We start from the raw sequence: 17,660 nt of genomic DNA on the forward strand, positions 1-17,660 counted from the left end.
CCTGCCTCTGTGGGAGCCGGCTTGCCGGCGATAGGGCCGGCACAGGCTCACCCTGTAGCCGCCTCAACCGACACCCAGTACCGGGTAAACCGTCGCACCTTCACCGGCAACGCCACCTCCAGCATGGCCAGGATCCGCTCGCTGTCTTCCAGCGGATACGACCCGGAAATCCGCAAGTCGGCCACCCGTTCGCTGCAACCCAATTGCCCGAGCCGGTAGCGCGAAAGCTCGGCAACAAAGTCGCGCAGGCGCATCTGCGACACCACCAGCATGCCGTCCACCCAGGCTGCGCGGTTCGGGTCGAGCGGCGCGATCGCCTGCCAACCGCCCCCGGCGAAACGCGCCTGGTGCCCGGCCAGCAGGCTTTGCCCGGCCACGCTGGCGCTGCCGCTGAATACCGTGACCAGGCTGTAACCGTCGAACTGGCGCACATTGAAGCGCCCGCGATCCAGCAGCAGGTCGCCTTCGCCGGTGCGCAGCCGCAGTGGCCGCGCATCGTTGGCCGCTTCCAGCAACAGCTCGCCCTCCTGCAGGCGCACCAGCCGCTGCTGGCCATCGAAGCGCACATCGGCGGCGCTACGGGTGTTCAGGTGCAACTGGCTGCCATCGTCGAGGGTCAGGCGCCGACGCTGGCCGACCGGGCTGCGATAGTCAGCCATCAGCCCTGGCAGCGGGTTGTGCTGCTGCAGGCCAAGCCCGGTGGCACTGGCCACCCCCACCAGCAACAGGGCCTTGAGCGCCCGGCGCCGGGCCGGGGAGGGCGGCGCCTGCAGGGTCGCGTGCACCACCGGCGAGGCCACGCCGCGCAGGCGCTGGTTGACCTGCTGGATGTGCGCCCAGGCGCGCTGGTGCTCATGGTCGGCTGCCAACCAGCGTTCCAGTGCCAGGTGCTGGTCGAAGCCCTCGGCCTGGGATTCGATCAGCCAATGCACGGCCTGCTCGGCGATCCGTGCTTCGAACGTGGTGTTCATTGGGCGAAGTAGCAGCGCAGGGCTGCCTTGTGCAGGTAGCGCTTGACCGTCGCCAGCGAGATGCCCAGCTCCCGGGCGATCTCGCCCTGGCCCAGGCCATCGACCTGGGCCAGCAGGAACGCGCGCTTGACCAGCGGTGGCAGGCCATCGAGGAGGCGGTCGAGCTCCAGCAGGGTGTCGAAGATGATCGCCTTTTCTTCTTCGCTCGGCGCCACCTGCTCGGGCACCAGGGCCAGCGCCTCGAGGTAGGCGCGCTCCAGCTCCTGGCGACGGAAGTGGTTGCATAGCACGCGCTTGGCCACGGTGGCGAGGAAGGCGCGGGGCTCTACCAGTTGCGGCGCCTCACGGGCCTGGAGCAGGCGCACGTAGGTGTCCTGGGCCAGGTCGGCGGCGCTCTGCGGGCAACCCAGGCGCCGCCGCAACCAGCCGGTAAGCCAGCTGTGGTGGTTGAGGTAGAGGCCTTCGACGGTGGAGGAGAGGGCGCTGGGCACCGATGCGACTCCGGCGCTCAATGGCGCAACTGGAAGTAAGAATTGTTCGCATTGTATTCAGGCCTTGGCCTTTCGGCAATCGGTGATAGGGAGCGCAGTTCATCCCCGATACTTTGCTTATGAGAATTGAAATCATTACTATTGCACCCCCATTTCCCCGGACCACCGCGATGAAGAGCAAAGCCGCCGGACTCCCCTTGAGCTATCGCCTGGCCGTGGCCTCACGCAGCCTGGCGGCGCTGCTGGGCGGCTACCTGCTGGCGTCCCTGGCCAGCGTGTGCATCACCTTGCTCACGCCCATGGCCCAGGTCGATGCCGCGCTCACCGGCATGATGCTGTCGTTCGTGGTCTACCTGCTGGCCTTCATCGGGTGCTTCGCCTGCCGCAGCGCCTGGCGCGCCTGGCTGGGCGTGCTGCTGCCCAGCCTGGTGCTGGGGCTGGTCGCCGGGCTTGCCTACTGGATGAAAAACGGATGAAAGAGGGCTTTCGCCAGGCCATGGCCTGGTTGCACACCTGGACCGGGCTGATCTTCGGCTGGCTGCTGTTCGCCATTTTCCTCACCGGGACGCTGTCGTACTTCAAGGACGAGATCAACCACTGGAGCACGCCAGAAGTCCAGAGCCACCCGTTGGATCCTGTGGCCAGCCTGGCGCTGGCGCAACGCTATCTGCAAAGCAACGCCGGCCACGCCAACAGCTGGTTCATCCGCCTGCCCAGCGAGCGCGAGCCGGCGCTCAGCGTCAGTTGGCGCGACCCGAATGCAGGTGGGCGGCGCGGCATGGTCAGGAAAGACCTGGACGCCGTCAGCGGCCAGGAAGTGGTGGGCCGCGACAGCCGTGGCGGCGAGTTCTTCTACCGCTTCCACTTCGAGTTGGAGATGCCCTATCCGTGGGGGCGCTGGCTGGCGACCTTCTGCGCCTTCATCATGCTGCTGGGCCTGGTGACCGGGATCATCACCCACAAGAAGATCTTCAAGGAGTTCTTCACCTTCCGCCCCGGCAAGGGCCAGCGCTCCTGGCTTGACGGCCATAACGCCATCGGTGTGCTGGTGCTGCCGTTCCACCTGATGATCAGCTACAGCAGCCTGGTGATCTTCATGTACATGGTGATGCCGGCCAGCATCATGGCCAGCTATGGCGACAGCGGCGACTATTTCAACGACCTGTTCGGGCGCGACGAAACACCGGCGCTGGCCGGCGTAGCGGCACCGCTGGCGCCGTTGCCAGAGTTGTACGCCAAGGTGCAGGAGCAGGCGCCGGGCGCGCGCATGGGCTTCATCCAGGTACAGAACCCAGGCGACGCCAATGCCCGGGTCACCTTCAGCCGCGCCTCGGCCGACAGCGTGGCCTACAAGCGCAGCGCCAACTGGACCTTCGATGGCGTCAGCGGCGCCCTGCTTACCCAGGGCGCGCCGGAGAGCGCGGCGATGATGACCTCGTTTACCTTCGTCGGCCTGCACATGGGCAATTTCGCCGGGCCGTGGCTGCGCTGGCTGTATTTCGCCTTCGGCGTGGCCGGCACGGCGGTGATCGGCACGGGCCTTGTGATGTGGCTGGGCAAACGCCAGCTCAAGCATGCCAAGAGCGGGCACATGCCGGTCGAGCTGCGCCTGGTCGAGGTGCTCAACATCGCCAGCATGAGCGGCCTGCTGCTCGGCGTGGCGGCGTTCTTCTGGGCCAACCGCCTGCTGCCGGTGGCGCTGCAGGGGCGTGCCGACTGGGAGATCAATGCCTTCTTCCTGGCCTGGGCGTTGGCGCTGGCCCATGCCGTGCTGCGCCCCGGGCGCCGGGCCTGGGGCGAACAACTGGCGTTGGGCGCGCTGGCCTTCGCCCTGTTGCCGCTGCTCAACGCTCTGACCACCGGCCAGGGCTTGAACCATTCCATTGCCGTCGGTGACTGGGCCATGGCCGGGTTCGATCTGACCGCACTGGGCACCGGGCTGTTCCTCGCCTGGGCTGCCGGCAAGATGCTGCGCGCGCCCAAGGTTGTGGCCAAGCGCGCGCCCAAGGCTGGCAAAGCCGTGGAGGTGAGCTGATGTTGAGCGTTGCGTTGCTCGGCTTCGCCGGTTTCGCCGGCCTGTGCCTGGCCATGGAAAAGCACTTCAGCGACCTGCTCGGGCGCAAGCCCACGGCCAATCAGCTCAAGGCCCTGCGCATCGGCGGCTGGTCGCTGTTGCTGCTGTCGCTGGTGCTGGCCGTGCACCTGCAGGGCCTGGCCCTGGGCCTGGTGGAGTGGATCGCCGTGCTGATGGCCGGGGTGACGCTGTGGGTGTTCGGCCTGCCGTACCAGCCGCGGTTGCTGCTGGGCCTGGCAGCGGCCAGCGTAGTGCTTGGGCCGTTGCTGGCCGTGCTGGCGGTGTAAGGCGTTGCGCGAGCCGGGGGAGGTGATCGACGCCGACGCCGAGGCCAACCGTGGCCGGGCGCGTTTCGTCCAGGTGTTCCTCGCCCAGCGTGCACGCATGGAGGCGCTGGTCAACCGGCGCATCGGCTGCCGCGCCACCGCCGCCGACCTGGTGCAGGAGCTGTTCCTGCGCTTCTGGCGCCGCCCCGAGGTCAAGGTCGAAGCCCTCGATACTTACCTGCTGCGCAGCGCCAGCAACCTGGCCATCGACTACCTGCGCAGCGAAGGCAGCCGCGACCGCGTGGCCGAAGGCCTGCAGCACACCGACGACGAACCCTTCGCCCAGGCGCCCGAGCAAGCCCTGGAGGTCGACCATGACCTGCAGCGCATCGAGGCGGCGCTGCGCGCCTTGCCCGAGCGCACCCGGCAGATCTTCCTGCTCAACCGCATCCACGGCTGTACCTATGGTGAGATCGCCAAGGCCATGCAGCTGTCCCAGAGCGCCGTGGAAAAGCATATGATGCGCGCCCTCGAAGCGTGCAAGGCGAGTGTCGCCGAAGCCGCCCCTCCACCGCGCCGGCCAGGGAGCGTCCGTCGATGAGCCTCGAATCGCCAATCACTGCCGAGCAGTCCCAGGCCGCACTGGGCTGGTTGATGCGCATCAACCAGCAGCCGGAGCAGGCCGAAAGCGCCGCGTTCAAGCGCTGGCTGCTGCAGGCTCCGGCACATCGCCAAGCCTATGCCGAGGCCCAGGCATTGTGGCGCCAGACCGAAGCCCCGGCCGCACGCCTGGCCGCCGAAGAGCAAGCCGGGTTGCAGCAGTACCTCGACGCCATGCGCCGGCCTGCCCGCAAGCCCCATTGGCAGCGTTTCGCCGTGGCTGCCTGCCTGGTGCTGGCGCTGGGCGCGGTGGCCGGCTGGCAGCCGCAGCACTGGTTGCAGGACCTGCGCGCCGACTACACCAGCGCCGAGCAGGTGCGCCAAGTGACCTTGGCCGATGGCTCCCAACTGACACTGGACGCCGACACGGCGATTGGCGTCGATTTCGATCACGGCGAGCGCCGCGTGCGCCTGCTGCGCGGCGCCGCGTTCTTCGAAGTGACCCACACCGGCGCGCCGTTCCTGGTCGACGCCAACGGCGGGCAGGTGCGCGTGCTCGGCACCCAGTTCGAAGTGCGTGAGCAGGGCGAGGGGGCCCAGGTCACGGTGCGCAGCGGCCGGGTGGCGGTGACGCCTGCCCAGGGCCAGCCAGCGCGCGAGTTGACCGCCAACCAGCAGGTGGCCTACGCCACCGGCGTGGCAGGCGCGGTCGAGGCAGTGGACAGCGACAGCCGCCTGGCCTGGCGCCAGGGCTGGCTGAATTATTACCAGGTGCCGCTGGGGCGGGTGGTCGAGGACCTGGGGCGTTACTACCCCGGGCGGATCGTGCTGCTCGACGGCGAGCTGGCGCAGCGCAAGGTCAGTGGCAGCTTCCCGGTGGCCGAGCCGCTGCAGGCGCTGGACTCGCTGGGCAAGGTGCTGGGGTTCTCGCGGCAGACGCTGTTGGGGCGCTTGACGGTGTTGCGCTGACAGACAATCGCGGGGCAAGCCCGCTCCCACGCCGTCGCCCAGGTTGCGAATCGGGTCGCGTGGGAGCGGGCTTGCCCCGCGATAGGGTTTGAAGCGAAGAAATTTTTCATCAAGAGGGTGAGGTACTTCTCGACGGCATCCGTGTAGTGAGTGGAAGTGCGATTCATTCGCAAGCAATCATCCCTCTCACAGGTCAGCGTCCATGAAGTTCACCCCGCGTTGCGTCCCGCTCTGGTTCGGCCTCAGCACCTTGTCGGTGCTGGCCATGGTCTCTCAGGCGATGGCCGAGCAGCAGAGCCAGGCCTATGCCTTCGCCCAGCCGAGTCAGCCGCTGGCCCAGGCACTTAACGCCTTCAGCCGCACCACCGGGCAGAGCGTGGTCTACACCCTGGCGCTGCCCGACCTGCAGGCGCCCGCCTTGAACGGCACGTTCAGCGCCGAACAAGCCCTGCAGCAGCTGTTGGGCAGCTCCGGCCTGGCCTGGCGCCGCGTCGATGGCCGCACGCTGACCCTCGAACAGGCCGACACTTCAGGGGCCGTGAACCTTCAAGCCACCACCGTCACATCCCAGGCCGACGACTACAGCTACCAGCCCCCGGCCAGCGCCTCGATCATGCGCGGCCAGGGCCCGACCCAGGACATCCCCCAGGCGATCAACGTGGTGCCCGCGCAAGTGATCCGCGACCAGGCGCCGCGCAACCTCGACGATGCGCTGTACAACGTCAGCGGCATCACCCAGGGCAACAACTTCGGTGGCACCGCCGACACCGTGATGAAGCGCGGCTTCGGCGACAACCGCGACGGCTCGATCATGCGCGACGGCATGCCCATCGTGCAGGGCCGCGCCCTCAACGCCAGCACCGAGCGGGTCGAGGTGCTCAAGGGCCCCGCTTCGCTGCTGTACGGCATCCAGGACCCGGGCGGGGTGATCAACGTGGTCAGCAAGCGCCCGCAGCTTGCGCAGTACAACGCCGTGACCCTGCGCGGCTCAAGCTACGGCAGCGGCAAGAACGGCAGCGGCGGCGGCCTGGACAGCACCGGCGCGCTGGGTGACAGCAACTTCGCCTATCGACTGATCGTCGACCATGAAGACGAAGACTACTGGCGCAATTTCGGCGTGCACCGTGAGTCGCTGGTGGCACCGTCGTTCGCCTGGCTGGGCGAGGACACCCAGGTGGTGCTGGCCTACGAGCACCGTGAGTTCAGCTACCCGTTCGACCGCGGCACCGCCTTCGGCAGTGACGGGCACCCGCTGAACATCCCCGCCAGCCGCCGCTTGGACGAGCCGTTCAACGACATGGAAGGCCGCTCCGACCTGTACCGCCTGGAGGTCGATCACGCGTTGAACGACGCCTGGAAAGCCCACTTCGGCTACAGCTTCAACCGCGAGACCTACGACGCCAGCCAGGTCCGCGTGACCGGAGTGAACGAGGCAAAAGGCACGCTGACCCGCAGCATCGACGGCACCCAGGGCGCCATGAGTCGTGACCAGTTCGCGACCTTCAGCCTTAACGGCAACATCGAGCTGGCCGGCCAGCGTCACGACCTGCTGGTCGGTGTCGATCACGAGGACCGCAAGATCTACCGCGCCGACCTGATCCGCCAGAACAGCCGTTCGACTTTCAGCTACCTCAACCCGGTCTACGGCCGCGAGGTAGAAGGCACCACCGTGCGCGCCAGCGACAGCGACCAGACCGACGAACTGCGCAGCGACTCGCTGTTTCTGCAGGATGCCTGGCACCTGGACGATCACTGGATCCTGGTCGCCGGCGGGCGCTTCCAGCAGTTCGACCAGTACGCCGGCCGTGGCCGCCCGTTCAACGTCAACACCGACAACAGCGGCCAGACCTGGGTGCCCCATGCGGGCCTGGTGTACAAGCTCGACGAGCAACTGTCGTTCTATGGCAGCTACAGCGAGTCGTTCAAGCCCAACTCGACCATCGCGCCGCTGAGCATCGGCGGTGGCCAGACCCTCACCCTCGACTCAGGCATCGAGCCGGAGCAAGGCAAGTCGTGGGAGCTGGGCGCCAAGCTGGATATCCCGGGCCGGGTGACCGGTACCCTGGCGCTGTTCAATATCAACAAGCGCAATGTGCTGGTGGCTGACGGCGATACCCAGCCCGGCACGATCATCTACAGCAATGCCGGTGAAGTGCGTTCACGCGGCGTCGAACTGGACCTGACCGGCCAGCTCAGCGAGCGCTGGAGCCTGATCGGCGCCTACGCCTTCACCGATGCCGAAGTGACCAAGGACCCGGACCTCAAGGGCAATCGCCTGCAGAACGTCGCCCGCCACAGTGGTTCGCTGTCGGCGGTGTATGACTACGGCAGCCTGTTCGGCGGCGACCGCTTGCGTGTTGGGGCGGGCGCCCGCTATGTGGGGGAACGCGCCGGCAATGCGACCAATGACTTCGACCTGCCGGCGTATACCGTGGCCGATGCCTTTGCCAGCTACGAGACCAAGCTCGACGAGCACAAGGTTCTGCTGCAACTGAACGTGAAGAACCTGTTCGACAAGGTGTATTACACCTCGGCGGTGAACCGTTACTTTGTCGCGGTGGGAGATGCGCGGCAGGTGAGCCTGTCGAGTACGTTCGAGTTCTGAACGTCGCAGGACTGTCATTTTTACCAGTAGACGGCTGCCTGGGCCGATTCGAAGATGGCACTCACGGATGCCCAGGAGGCCAACTGCATGACAAACCAAAGCCCATACCCCAAGGCGATCAGTCGTTATGTGAAGGGCTGGACGCGGCGCGATGCCGAGCTCCTGGCAAGCACTTTTACGCGCAAGGGTATCTATGTCGACTCGCCCCACCCAACCCTCGATCGCAAGTCACTGCCCGGGTTCCTGCGCAATGTGTCCTGGCGAAACTTTCCCGACATGACGTTCGATACGCTGGGTATCTACGGTGACGGTCAACGTTTCACCTGGGAATGGGTGATGCACGTGACGGGTAGCGGGGTCATTGCCGGTTCGGAAAACAAGAAGATCGCGGTGCCTGGGGTCGACCTTCTCGAGATGAAGGGCAACAAGATCAGGCGAGCGGTTACCTACTTCGATCGCAAGGCACTGTGGGACGCTGTACTCAGCTGATGGTGCTCACCCGCGCAGGGCCTGGCGATAGGCACCTGGCGTCGCCCCAAGTGCCTGCCTGAACCGGTTGCTGAAATGGCTGGCACTGGCAAATCCGCACAGCAACGCCACCTGCCCCAGCGGTAGTTGTCCCAGGCGCAACAGCTCGCCGGCCCGGTGCAGGCGCCGGGCCAGCAGGTACTGATGCGGCGGCAGACCGAAGCTCGCCCGGAACATCCGCGCAAAGTGGTATTCGGACAGGTTGCAGCGCAGCGCCAGCTCACCCAGCGTCAGCGGCTGGTCGAGGTTGGCCTCGATGTACTCGACCAACTGCCGGCGCTGGTGCGGCGCCAGTCCGCCCTTGAGTTTCAGCCCTTGGCGCAGCCCCGCCTGGTGCAGCACGGCATGGTCGATGATGGCGTGCCCCAGGCTGCTGGCCAGCAGCCGTTCGCCGGGCTCGGCCCAGTCCAGCTGGATCAGCTGGCGAAAGCGCGCGGCCTGCAAAGGGTCTTCAAGGAAGGTCGCCTCGCGCAGTTGCATCTCCCGTGGCTCACGGTCGAGCAGGCGGGTGCAGCCCAGGGCGAACTGCGCTTCGCTGATGTACAGGTGGGCCAGGCGGATCGAGCCGTTGACCACCCAGTTCGACTCGTGGCCGGCGGGCATGATGCACAGCTTGCCCGGCGAACCCTTGGCCGACGGACGCTGGCGGCGGAAGGTGCCGGTGCCATCGGCGATGTAGCAGGACAGGGTGTGGTGGTCGGGAGCCTGGTAGTCGCGGGCGTCGTCACGGTTGCTCCACAACGCCGCCGCCAGCCCGTCGCCCAGCTGTGCGCTCAGCTCCAGGCGGGCGTGGGGGGAGGCGTGCATGGCGTTGAAGACTTGCAGGTGATCGAGTGCGGGCATGGGCGGGTCCTCTGGTGGCCATCGTACTGCGATGGCGAGGGGCTGGCAGCTACCTGATGAGCAAAAGCGCAAGTTTGTGCAAGCGGGGCGGGGGACCCAGGCCTGAGACTGGATTCCTGTGATGTCCATCGCGGGGCAAGCCCGCTCCCACGCCTGCTTTGCGAATTGGCGTGGGAGCGGGCTTGCCCCGCGATGGGCCGGTTGCCCTGGGAGTTCACCATGAACCTGTCGCTCTACCTGCTCACCGTCCTGATCTGGGGCACCACCTGGATCGCCCTGAAACTGCAACTGGGCGTGGTCGCCATCCCGGTGTCGATCGTCTACCGCTTCGCCCTGGCCGGGTTGATCCTGTTCGCCATCCTGCTGCTTACCCGGCGCCTGCAACCGATGGACAGGCGCGGCCATCTGGTGTGCCTGGCCCAGGGTTTCTGCCTGTTCTGCGTCAACTTCATGTGCTTCCTCACCGCCAGCCAGTGGATCGCCAGCGGCCTGATCGCCGTGGTGTTTTCCACCGCCACCCTGTGGAATGCCCTCAATGCGCGGATCTTCTTCGGCCAGAAGGTTGCCGCCAACGTGCTCGGCGGCGGTGCCATGGGCCTGCTCGGGCTGGGGCTGCTGTTCTGGCCGGAGCTTTCGCACCACGCCGCCAGCCGCGAAACCCTCTACGGCCTGGGCCTGGCGCTGCTCGGCACCTTGTGTTTCTCGGCCGGCAACATGCTCTCCAGCGTGCAGCAACGGGCCGGGCTCAAGCCCATGACCACCAATGCCTGGGGCATGCTCTACGGCGCGTCGATGCTGGCTGTGTATTGCCTGGTCAGCGGCATCCCGTTCCAGATGGAGTGGAACACGCGCTATATCGGTTCGCTGCTGTACCTGGTGATCCCGGGCTCGGTGATCGGCTTCACCGCCTACCTCACCCTGGTCGGGCGCATGGGGCCGGAGCGCGCGGCCTACTGCACGGTATTGTTCCCGCTGGTGGCGCTGAATGTGTCGGCGTTCGCCGAAGGCTACCAATGGACGCCGCCGGCGCTGCTGGGGCTGGTGGTGGTGATGGCGGGGAATGTGCTGGTGTTTCGCAAGCCCAAAGCGAAGCCGGTCGAAGGCGTACTGGCAGTGAAGTGAGGGTTGGCCCTATCGCTGGCAAGCCAGCTCCCACAGCGATCATTGAAACCTTGTGGGAGCCGGCTTGCCGGCGATAGGGCCCGTCCAGTCAGCAAGCGACTATCAGCCTTTCCACACCTGCGGGTTCACCAGATCCCGCGGCCGCTCACCCAGCAGCGCCGCGCGCAGGTTGTCGATCGCCCGGTTGGCCATGGCCTCGCGGGTTTCGGCGGTGGCCGAGCCGACGTGGGGTAGGGTCAGGGCGTTGGGCAGCTTGAACAGCGGCGAGTCGGCCAGCGGCTCTTTCTCGTACACATCCAGCCCGGCACCACGAATGGTGCCGTTCTGCAGCGCCTCGACCAGCGCCGCCTCGTCCACCACCGGGCCGCGGGCAATGTTGATCAGGAACGCGCTGGGCTTCATCAGCTGCAATTCCCGTGCGCCGATCAGCTTGCGGGTGGCCTCGGACAGCGGCACCACGATACAGACGAAATCGGCCTCGGCCAGCAGCTCATCCAGGCTCCTGAACTGTGCGCCGAGCTCCTGCTCCAGCGCCGCCTTGCGGCTGTTGCCGGCGTACAGCACCTGCATGTTGAAACCGAAGCGGCCACGGCGGGCGATGGCCGCGCCGATGTTGCCCATGCCGACGATCCCCAGGGTCTTGCCGTGCACGTCGGTGCCGAAGTGCGCCGGGCCCACGGTGGCCTGCCACTGGCCGGCCTTGGTCCAGGCATCGAGCTCGGCGGTACGGCGGGCGCAGCCCATGACCAGGGCGAAGCCCAGGTCGGCGGTGCTTTCGGTGAGCACGTCGGGGGTGTTGGTCAGGGCGATGCCGCGCTCGTTGAGGTAGGCCAGGTCGTAGTTGTCGTAGCCGACCGAGACGCTCGACACCACCTCGAGCTTGCCCGCGCCTTCGAGCTGCGCGCGGCCGAGCTTGCGGCCCACGCCGATCAGGCCATGGGCCTCGGGCAGGGCTTCGTTGAACTGGGCGGCGATGTCGCCCAGTTTCGGGTTGGGCAGGATCACGTTGAAGTCTTGCTGCAGGCGCTCGGCCATGGCGGGGGTGATGCGGCTGAAGGCCAGGACGGTCTTTTTCATCGGGCTTCTCTGCAAGGTGGGTGGGGCCTCATCGCGGGGCAAGCCCGCTCCCACGTTTTCGAGCGTGGACTGCCCCTTTTGTTGGGGGCAATCCATCTCGTGGGAGCGGGCTTGCCCCGCGAATGGCGGTGTCATTGCTTAGCAACCTACCATTGTCCCCACCCGCAATGCAGCAGCTTTTTCAGTTGGCGATCTGCACCTGGTGGGTCTTCAGGTCCGCCTCATGGGCCGCCAGAATCTCCGGCAACGAATTACGCAGGTACTCGACCCAGGTCTTGATCTTGGCATCCAGGTACTGGCGCGACGGGTAGATCGCATACAGGTTGAGCTCCTGCAGGCGGTAGTCGGGCATGATCCGCACGATGCTGCCGTCACGCAGGGCATCGATGGCCGAATAGATCGGCAGCACGCCAACCCCCATGCTGCTGCGGATCGCGGTCTTCATCGCATCGGCCGAGTTCACCTGGAACGGCGAGGTGGTGATGTTGACCAGCTCCTGGCCTTCGGGGCCGTCGAACAGCCACTTCTCCAGCGGGATCACCGGGCTGACCATGCGCAGGCACGAATGCTTGAGCAGGTCGGCCGGCTTGTGCGCGGTGCCGTGGCGCGCCACGTATTCGGGCGAGGCGCAGACGATGCTGTAGGTAATGCCCAGGCGCTGCGAGACGAAGCCCGAGTCCGGCAGCTCGCTGGCCAGCACGATGGACACGTCGTAGCCCTCGTCGAGCAGATCGGGCACGCGGTTGGCCATGGTCAGGTCGAAGGTCACGTCCGGGTGCGATTCGCGGTAACGGGCGATGGCATCGACCACGAAATGCTGGCCCACACCGGTCATCGAATGCACCTTCAGCTGCCCGGCAGGGCGGGCGTGGGCATCGCTGGCTTCGGCTTCGGCCTCCTCGACGTAACTGAGGATCTGTTCGCAGCGCATCAGGTAGCGCTTGCCTGCTTCGGTCAGCGCGATGCGCCGGGTGGTGCGGTTGAGCAGGCGGGTTTGCAGATGGGCTTCCAGGTTGGAGACCGCGCGCGAGACGTTCGCGGTGGTCGTATCCAGTTGCACGGCGGCGGCAGTGAAACTACCGAGCTGGGCCACACAACTGAAAGCACGCATGTTTTGCAGGGTGTCCATGGGTCACTCTCGGGTTAGAGGACAAAATTGTGACATGAAGTAACGCGAATTCACGTTCGACCAAAGCCGGATTATCGCTGTTTTGGTAACAAAGATTCGCAGGAATATGCGCTTATCGCCAATCAAACCCACCCCTAGAATGGCCCAGCCCCTCCACCTCTTCCTCGGGAAATCGCAGCTGTGCCGCGTCGCCACATCGGAGCGCTCCGAGCGCTCAGTGCCTGTGCCCTTAGCTTGTCCTTGAGCGGCTGTATCGGAACCTGGGGCATTGCCCCGCAAAGCAAGACAATCCAAGCCAACCAACTGACCACCGACGCCGCCATTCGCGAGGCGGCGCGGGATGCCCATTGGCCGGCCCAGCAGTGGTGGCGCGCCTATGGCGACCCGCAATTGAACGCCTGGGTGGCGCTGGCCCTTGAGGGCAGCCCGAGCATGGCCATGGCCGCCGCGCGGGTGCGTGAAGCCAAGGCCATGGCCGGTGTGGTCGAGTCGGCCGAGCAGTTGCAGGCCAACGGCCAGGCCTCACTCAAGCGGCATAACTGGCCCGAGGATCAGTTCTACGGCCCCGGCGCGCTGGCCGGCGCCAACACCTGGGACAACAATGCCGCCATCGGCTTCAGCTATGCGCTGGACCTGTGGGGCCGCGAACGCAATGCCAGCGAACAGGCCGTGGACCAGGCCCACATGAGCGTGGCCGAGGCGCGTCAGGCCCAGCTGGAGCTGGAAAACAACGTGGTGCGCAGCTACATCCAGCTCAGCCTGCAGTTTGCCCGGCGCGATATCGTCCAGGCCGAGTTGGCCCAGCAGGAGCAGATCGTCGCCCTGGCCAAGCGCCGCCTCGACGGTGGCATCGGCACCCATTTCGAGGTCAGCCAGGCCGAAGCGCCGCTGCCCGAAACCCACCGCCAGATCGACAGCCTCAACGAAGAAATCGCCCTGACCCGCAACCAGCTGGCGGCCCTGGCCGGCAAGGGACCGGGGGAGGGCGGCAAGCTGCAGCGCCCAAGCCTGACCCTCGGCGCGCCGCTCAAGCTGCCGTCGAACCTGCCCGCCGAACTGGTCGGCCAGCGCCCCGATGTGGTCGCCAGCCGCTGGCAGGTCGCCGCCCAGGCGCGCGGCATCGATGTGGCCCATGCCGGTTTCTTCCCCAATGTCGACCTGGTGGGCAGCCTTGGCTTCATGGCCACCGGCGGCGGCCCGCTGGAATTCCTCACCGGGCGCAAGTTCAACTACAACGTCGGGCCGGCGATCACCCTGCCGATCTTCGATGGTGGCCGCCTGCGTTCGCAGCTGGGCGTGGCCTCGGCCGGCTATGACGTGGCCGTGGCGCGCTACAACCAGACGGTGATCGGTGCGCTGAAGAACATCTCCGACCAGTTGATCCGCCGCGAGTCGATGAAGGAGCAGGCGCACTTCGCCGCCGAGTCCGTGGCCGCCGCGCAGAAGACCTACGACATCGCCACCGTGGCCTTCCAGCGCGGGCTCACCGACTACCTCAATGTGCTCAACGCCCAGACCCTACTGTTCCGCCAGCAACAGGTGCAACAGCAAGTGCAGGCCGCGCGCCTGATCGCCCATGCCGAACTGGTCACCGCCCTGGGCGGCGGCCTGGAAGCCGGCAACGACGTGCCCGATGAACAGCGTCAGGCCGCGCCGCAGACCCCGGCCGCCCTGACGCTGGTCGACAAACTCCTCGACCACGCGGACCACGCCCAATGAGCGCACTGAGCTTGCCCCTGCGCTGGCTGCAGAGCCTGGAATGGCGCCGGGGGTTCTTCGCCTGGGCGCGCACCGACGGCGTCACCTGGGTGTACATCTTCAAAGTCCTGGCCGCTGCCTTCATCACCCTGTGGCTGGCCATGCGCCTGGAGCTGCCGCAGCCGCGCACGGCGATGATCACCGTGTTCATCGTCATGCAGCCGCAAAGCGGCCACGTGTTCGCCAAGAGCTTCTACCGGGTGCTCGGCACCCTGGCCGGTTCGGCGATGATGGTTGCGCTGATCGCGATCTTCCCGCAGAACACCGAGCTGTTCCTGCCCAGCCTGGCCTTGTGGGTGGGCCTGTGCTCGGCCGGTGCCATGCGCTACCGCACCTTCCGCGCCTACGGTTTTGTGCTGGCCGGTTACACTGCGGCGATGATCGGTCTGCCGGTGCTGGAGCACCCCGACCAGGCGTTCATGGCCGCGGTGTGGCGAGTGCTGGAAATTGCCCTGGGGATCCTGGTGTCGACCTTCGTCAGCGCCGCGATCCTGCCGCAGTCGGCCAGCGCCGCCATGCGCAACGCCCTGTACCAGCGCTTCGGCACCTTCGCCGGGGTGGTGGTCGAAGCGCTGCACGGCGACAGCCAGCGCGACCGCTACGAGACCAGCAACGTACGCTTCGTCGCCGAAGCGGTAGGGCTCGAGAGCCTGCGCAACGTCACCGCCTTCGAAGACCCGCACATGCGTCGCCGCTCTGGCCGGCTGGTCCGCATGAACAGCGAGTTCATGGCCATCACCACCCGCTTCAACGCCCTGCACCGGCTGCTGGAGCGCCTGCGCGCCCGTGGCCCGCTGCAGATCGTCGGCGCCATCGAGCCGGGCCTTGAGACGCTGGCCGAGCTGTTGCAACCCTATGTAGGCCGGGCGCTGACCGATGCCGATGCGCTGCGCCTGGCGCTCGAACTGGGTACTTATAAGGAAGGCCTGCAAGCTCAGGTCCGTGGGCTGCGGGCGGACTACCTGCAAACCTGCCCCAGCGAGTCCGATCTGCTTGATTTCCACACCGCCTTCGAGCTGCTCTACCGCTTCGTCGACGAGATGTACAGCTACGCCGAGACCCACGCCTCGCTGGCCGCCCATACCCACGAGCGCGAGCAATGGGACGAGCCTTACGTGGCCCAGACCAGCTGGCTGGTGTCGCTGGCCGCTGGCGTGCGCGCGTCGGCGGTGCTGTTGCTGCTGGGCAGCTATTGGCTGCTCAGCGACTGGCCCAGTGGCGCCATGATGACCCTGATCGCCACCGTCACCGTGGGCCTATCGGCGGCCTCGCCGAACCCCAAGCGCATGTCGTTCCAGATGGCCTGCGGCACGGCGATCGGCGCCTTCATCGGCTTCTTCGAAACCTTCTTCGTGTTCCCCTGGATCGACGGTTTTCCCTTGCTGTGCATGGTGCTGGCGCCGGTGTTCGTGCTCGGCGCGTTCCTCGCCTCACGCCCGGCCTACGCCGGCTATGGCCTGGGCTTGCTGGTGTTCTTCGCCATCGGCTCGGTGCCCAACAACCTCACCGTCTACAACCCTTACACCTTCATCAACGACTACATCGGCATGGTCATCGGCATGTTCGTCTGCGCCGCGGCCGGGGCGATCATCCTGCCGCCCAACAGCCGCTGGCTGTGGAGCCGCCTGGAGCAGGAACTGCGCGAGCAGGTGCTGTTCGCCATCGGCGGTCGCCTGCGCGGCCTGGGCTCGGCCTTCGAAAGCCGCACCCGCGACCTGCTGCATCAGGCCTATGGCCTGGCCGCCGGCAAGCCGCAGGTGCAAAGCCAACTGATGGGCTGGATGTTCACGGTGCTGGAGATCGGCCACGCCGTCATCGAACTGCGCAAGGAGCAGGCCCGCGCGCCGGTGCACCCGGCCTATGCCGAGTCGCAGCCCTGGCGCCAGGCCATCCGCGTGATGGGCCGGGCGTTGGCGCGCCTGTTCCTGCAACCCAGCGCCAGCAACCACGAGCGCGCCCTGGTGGCCGTCGATCATGCCATCAGCCGGGTGCAGGCCACCGACGAACCCTTCGCCCGGCATTTCGACACCTCGGTGCTGCGCCGGGCGCAGAGCTACCTGCACTTCATCCGAACCTCCCTGCTCGACCCACAGTCGCCCTTGGCTCCGGCGAAAGGACTGCACGATGCCCCGTGAGATCGCCTTCCATGGCGTGTACATGCCCACCATGACCTTGATGTTCCTGTTCGCCCTGGGCCTGGCCTGGGGCTTGGACCGGTTCATCGCCAGCCATGACGGCTACCGCTTCTTCTGGCACCCGGCGCTGCTGCGCCTTTCCCTGTTCGTCTGCCTGTTCGGCGCCCTCGCGCTGTCGCTCTACTGGTGAGAAACCTTCGATGAAAAAGTTCTTCAGCCTGATCGCCACCCTGCTGGTGCTGACCGCTGCCGTGGTGATCGGCCGCCAGTTGTGGCTGCACTACATGACCACGCCCTGGACCCGCGACGGCCGGGTGCGCGCCGACATCATCAACGTCGCCGCCGACGCGCCGGGCTATGTGGTGGACGTACCAGTCAAGGACAACCAGCGGGTGAAGAAGGGCGATGTGCTGATCCGCATCGACCCCGAGCACTACCAGCTGGCGGTGGATCAGGCCAAGGCGCTGGTCGCCTCGCGCAAGGCCACCTGGGAAATGCGCAAGGTCAACGCCAAGCGCCGTGCCGACATGGACAACCTGGTGATCTCCAAGGAGAACCGCGACGACGCCAGCAACATCGCCAACTCGGCGCTGGCCGACTACCAGCAGGCCCAGGCCCAGCTGGCTGCGGCCGAGCTCAACCTCAAGCGTACGCAGATCGTCGCCACCGTGGATGGCTACGTGACCAACCTGAACATCCACAAGGGCGACTACGCCCGCACCGGCGAGGCGGTGATGGCGGTTGTGGATGAAAACTCGTTCTGGGTGTACGGCTTCTTCGAGGAGACCAAGTTGCCCCATGTGAAGGTGGGCGATGTGGCCGAGTTGCAGATGATGAGCGGCGAGCGCCTGGGCGGGCATGTGGAGAGCATTGCCCGGGGTATTTACGACCGCGACAACCCGCAGAGCCGCGAGCTGATCGCCGATGTGAATCCCACCTTCAACTGGGTAAGGCTGGCGCAGCGGGTGCCGGTGCGGATTCATATCGATGAGGTGCCGGAGGGGTATCTGCTGGCGGCGGGGACGACTTGTACAGTGGTGGTGAAGCCGGGCCATCAGGAGAACTGATAATTTTGCCAGTTATGCAAGGGGG

General features: G+C 66.4%; 17 protein-coding genes. 12 read left to right on the plus strand and 5 right to left on the minus strand.

Features of this window, described 5'->3' with window-relative positions:
• Positions 1–47: 47 nt before the first annotated feature.
• Together RTH46_RS12390 and RTH46_RS12395 are read right to left on the minus strand one after the other, a co-directional pair.
• Positions 48–971 carry a FecR domain-containing protein gene (locus RTH46_RS12390; RefSeq protein ID WP_153784885.1) on the minus strand — a complete coding sequence of 308 codons (924 nt, stop codon included), beginning with the start codon at positions 969–971 and terminating at the stop codon, positions 48–50.
• Entirely contained in the window at positions 968–1,462 is a 495-nt protein-coding gene (locus RTH46_RS12395) for a sigma-70 family RNA polymerase sigma factor (protein WP_279845182.1), read from the minus strand. The genes RTH46_RS12390 and RTH46_RS12395 overlap by 4 nt, the downstream gene beginning before the upstream one ends.
• Positions 1,463–1,632: 170 nt before the next feature.
• On the opposite strand from RTH46_RS12395, the gene RTH46_RS12400 reads away from it, so the two are divergent.
• From RTH46_RS12400 to RTH46_RS12430, 7 genes are all read left to right on the plus strand, one after another.
• Positions 1,633–1,938 (plus strand): DUF3649 domain-containing protein, encoded by a 306-nt coding sequence (locus RTH46_RS12400; protein WP_153784883.1) that lies wholly within the window; start codon positions 1,633–1,635, stop codon positions 1,936–1,938.
• The gene (locus RTH46_RS12405) at positions 1,935–3,497 is read left to right on the plus strand and encodes a PepSY-associated TM helix domain-containing protein (protein WP_316905799.1); all 1,563 of its coding nucleotides are present in this window, start codon (positions 1,935–1,937) and stop codon (positions 3,495–3,497) included. Before RTH46_RS12400 ends, RTH46_RS12405 begins: the two co-directional genes overlap by 4 nt.
• Positions 3,497–3,823 carry a DUF3325 domain-containing protein gene (locus RTH46_RS12410; protein ID WP_153784881.1) on the plus strand — a complete coding sequence of 109 codons (327 nt, stop codon included), beginning with the start codon at positions 3,497–3,499 and terminating at the stop codon, positions 3,821–3,823. The genes RTH46_RS12405 and RTH46_RS12410 overlap by 1 nt, the downstream gene beginning before the upstream one ends.
• Before the next feature lie 22 nt (positions 3,824–3,845).
• Positions 3,846–4,403 (plus strand): RNA polymerase sigma factor, encoded by a 558-nt coding sequence (locus RTH46_RS12415; RefSeq protein ID WP_410478568.1) that lies wholly within the window; start codon positions 3,846–3,848, stop codon positions 4,401–4,403.
• On the plus strand, positions 4,400–5,371 hold the full coding sequence (locus RTH46_RS12420; RefSeq protein WP_316905801.1) for a FecR family protein: 972 nt from the start codon (positions 4,400–4,402) through the stop codon (positions 5,369–5,371). The genes RTH46_RS12415 and RTH46_RS12420 overlap by 4 nt, the downstream gene beginning before the upstream one ends.
• Positions 5,372–5,573: 202 nt before the next feature.
• Positions 5,574–7,976, plus strand: a complete 2,403-nt coding sequence (locus RTH46_RS12425; RefSeq protein ID WP_316905802.1) for a TonB-dependent receptor — start codon at positions 5,574–5,576, stop codon at positions 7,974–7,976.
• Between the two features lie 87 nt (positions 7,977–8,063).
• Complete coding sequence (locus RTH46_RS12430; RefSeq protein ID WP_178125727.1) at positions 8,064–8,465, plus strand: nuclear transport factor 2 family protein; 402 nt, start codon at positions 8,064–8,066, stop codon at positions 8,463–8,465.
• Positions 8,466–8,471: 6 nt separating this feature from the next.
• Here RTH46_RS12430 and RTH46_RS12435 read toward each other — a convergent pair whose 3' ends face one another.
• Positions 8,472–9,347, minus strand: coding sequence for a helix-turn-helix domain-containing protein (locus tag RTH46_RS12435; RefSeq protein WP_153784876.1), 876 nt, complete (start codon positions 9,345–9,347; stop codon positions 8,472–8,474).
• A gap of 219 nt (positions 9,348–9,566) precedes the next feature.
• Between RTH46_RS12435 and RTH46_RS12440 the strand changes: the two genes are divergently transcribed.
• The gene (locus RTH46_RS12440) at positions 9,567–10,469 is read left to right on the plus strand and encodes a DMT family transporter (protein WP_153784875.1); all 903 of its coding nucleotides are present in this window, start codon (positions 9,567–9,569) and stop codon (positions 10,467–10,469) included.
• Positions 10,470–10,571: 102 nt separating this feature from the next.
• Here the strand turns inward: RTH46_RS12440 and RTH46_RS12445 are convergent, their stop codons facing one another.
• Positions 10,572–11,546: a 2-hydroxyacid dehydrogenase gene (locus tag RTH46_RS12445; RefSeq protein ID WP_153784874.1), complete on the minus strand. Its 975-nt coding sequence runs from the start codon at positions 11,544–11,546 to the stop codon at positions 10,572–10,574.
• Positions 11,547–11,727: 181 nt separating this feature from the next.
• Positions 11,728–12,675, minus strand: a complete 948-nt coding sequence (locus tag RTH46_RS12450) for a LysR family transcriptional regulator (protein WP_153784873.1) — start codon at positions 12,673–12,675, stop codon at positions 11,728–11,730.
• Positions 12,676–12,855: 180 nt separating this feature from the next.
• Here RTH46_RS12450 and RTH46_RS12455 point away from each other — a divergent pair, with 180 nt between their 5' ends.
• From RTH46_RS12455 to RTH46_RS12470, 4 genes are read left to right on the plus strand one after another with little or no spacing between them, the layout of a single operon-like run.
• Positions 12,856–14,394, plus strand: coding sequence for an efflux transporter outer membrane subunit (locus RTH46_RS12455; RefSeq protein ID WP_316905803.1), 1,539 nt, complete (start codon positions 12,856–12,858; stop codon positions 14,392–14,394).
• Positions 14,391–16,568: an FUSC family protein gene (locus RTH46_RS12460; protein WP_316905804.1), complete on the plus strand. Its 2,178-nt coding sequence runs from the start codon at positions 14,391–14,393 to the stop codon at positions 16,566–16,568. Before RTH46_RS12455 ends, RTH46_RS12460 begins: the two co-directional genes overlap by 4 nt.
• A complete protein-coding gene (locus tag RTH46_RS12465; RefSeq protein WP_008097766.1) occupies positions 16,558–16,758 on the plus strand; it encodes a DUF1656 domain-containing protein in 201 nt (66 codons plus the stop codon). The genes RTH46_RS12460 and RTH46_RS12465 overlap by 11 nt, the downstream gene beginning before the upstream one ends.
• A gap of 10 nt (positions 16,759–16,768) precedes the next feature.
• Positions 16,769–17,635, plus strand: coding sequence for an HlyD family secretion protein (locus RTH46_RS12470; protein WP_153784870.1), 867 nt, complete (start codon positions 16,769–16,771; stop codon positions 17,633–17,635).
• Positions 17,636–17,660 lie beyond the last annotated feature (25 nt).

Source organism: Pseudomonas sp. zfem004 (genome assembly GCF_032621715.1).
Taxonomy (GTDB): Bacteria; Pseudomonadota; Gammaproteobacteria; order Pseudomonadales; family Pseudomonadaceae; genus Aquipseudomonas; species Aquipseudomonas sichuanensis.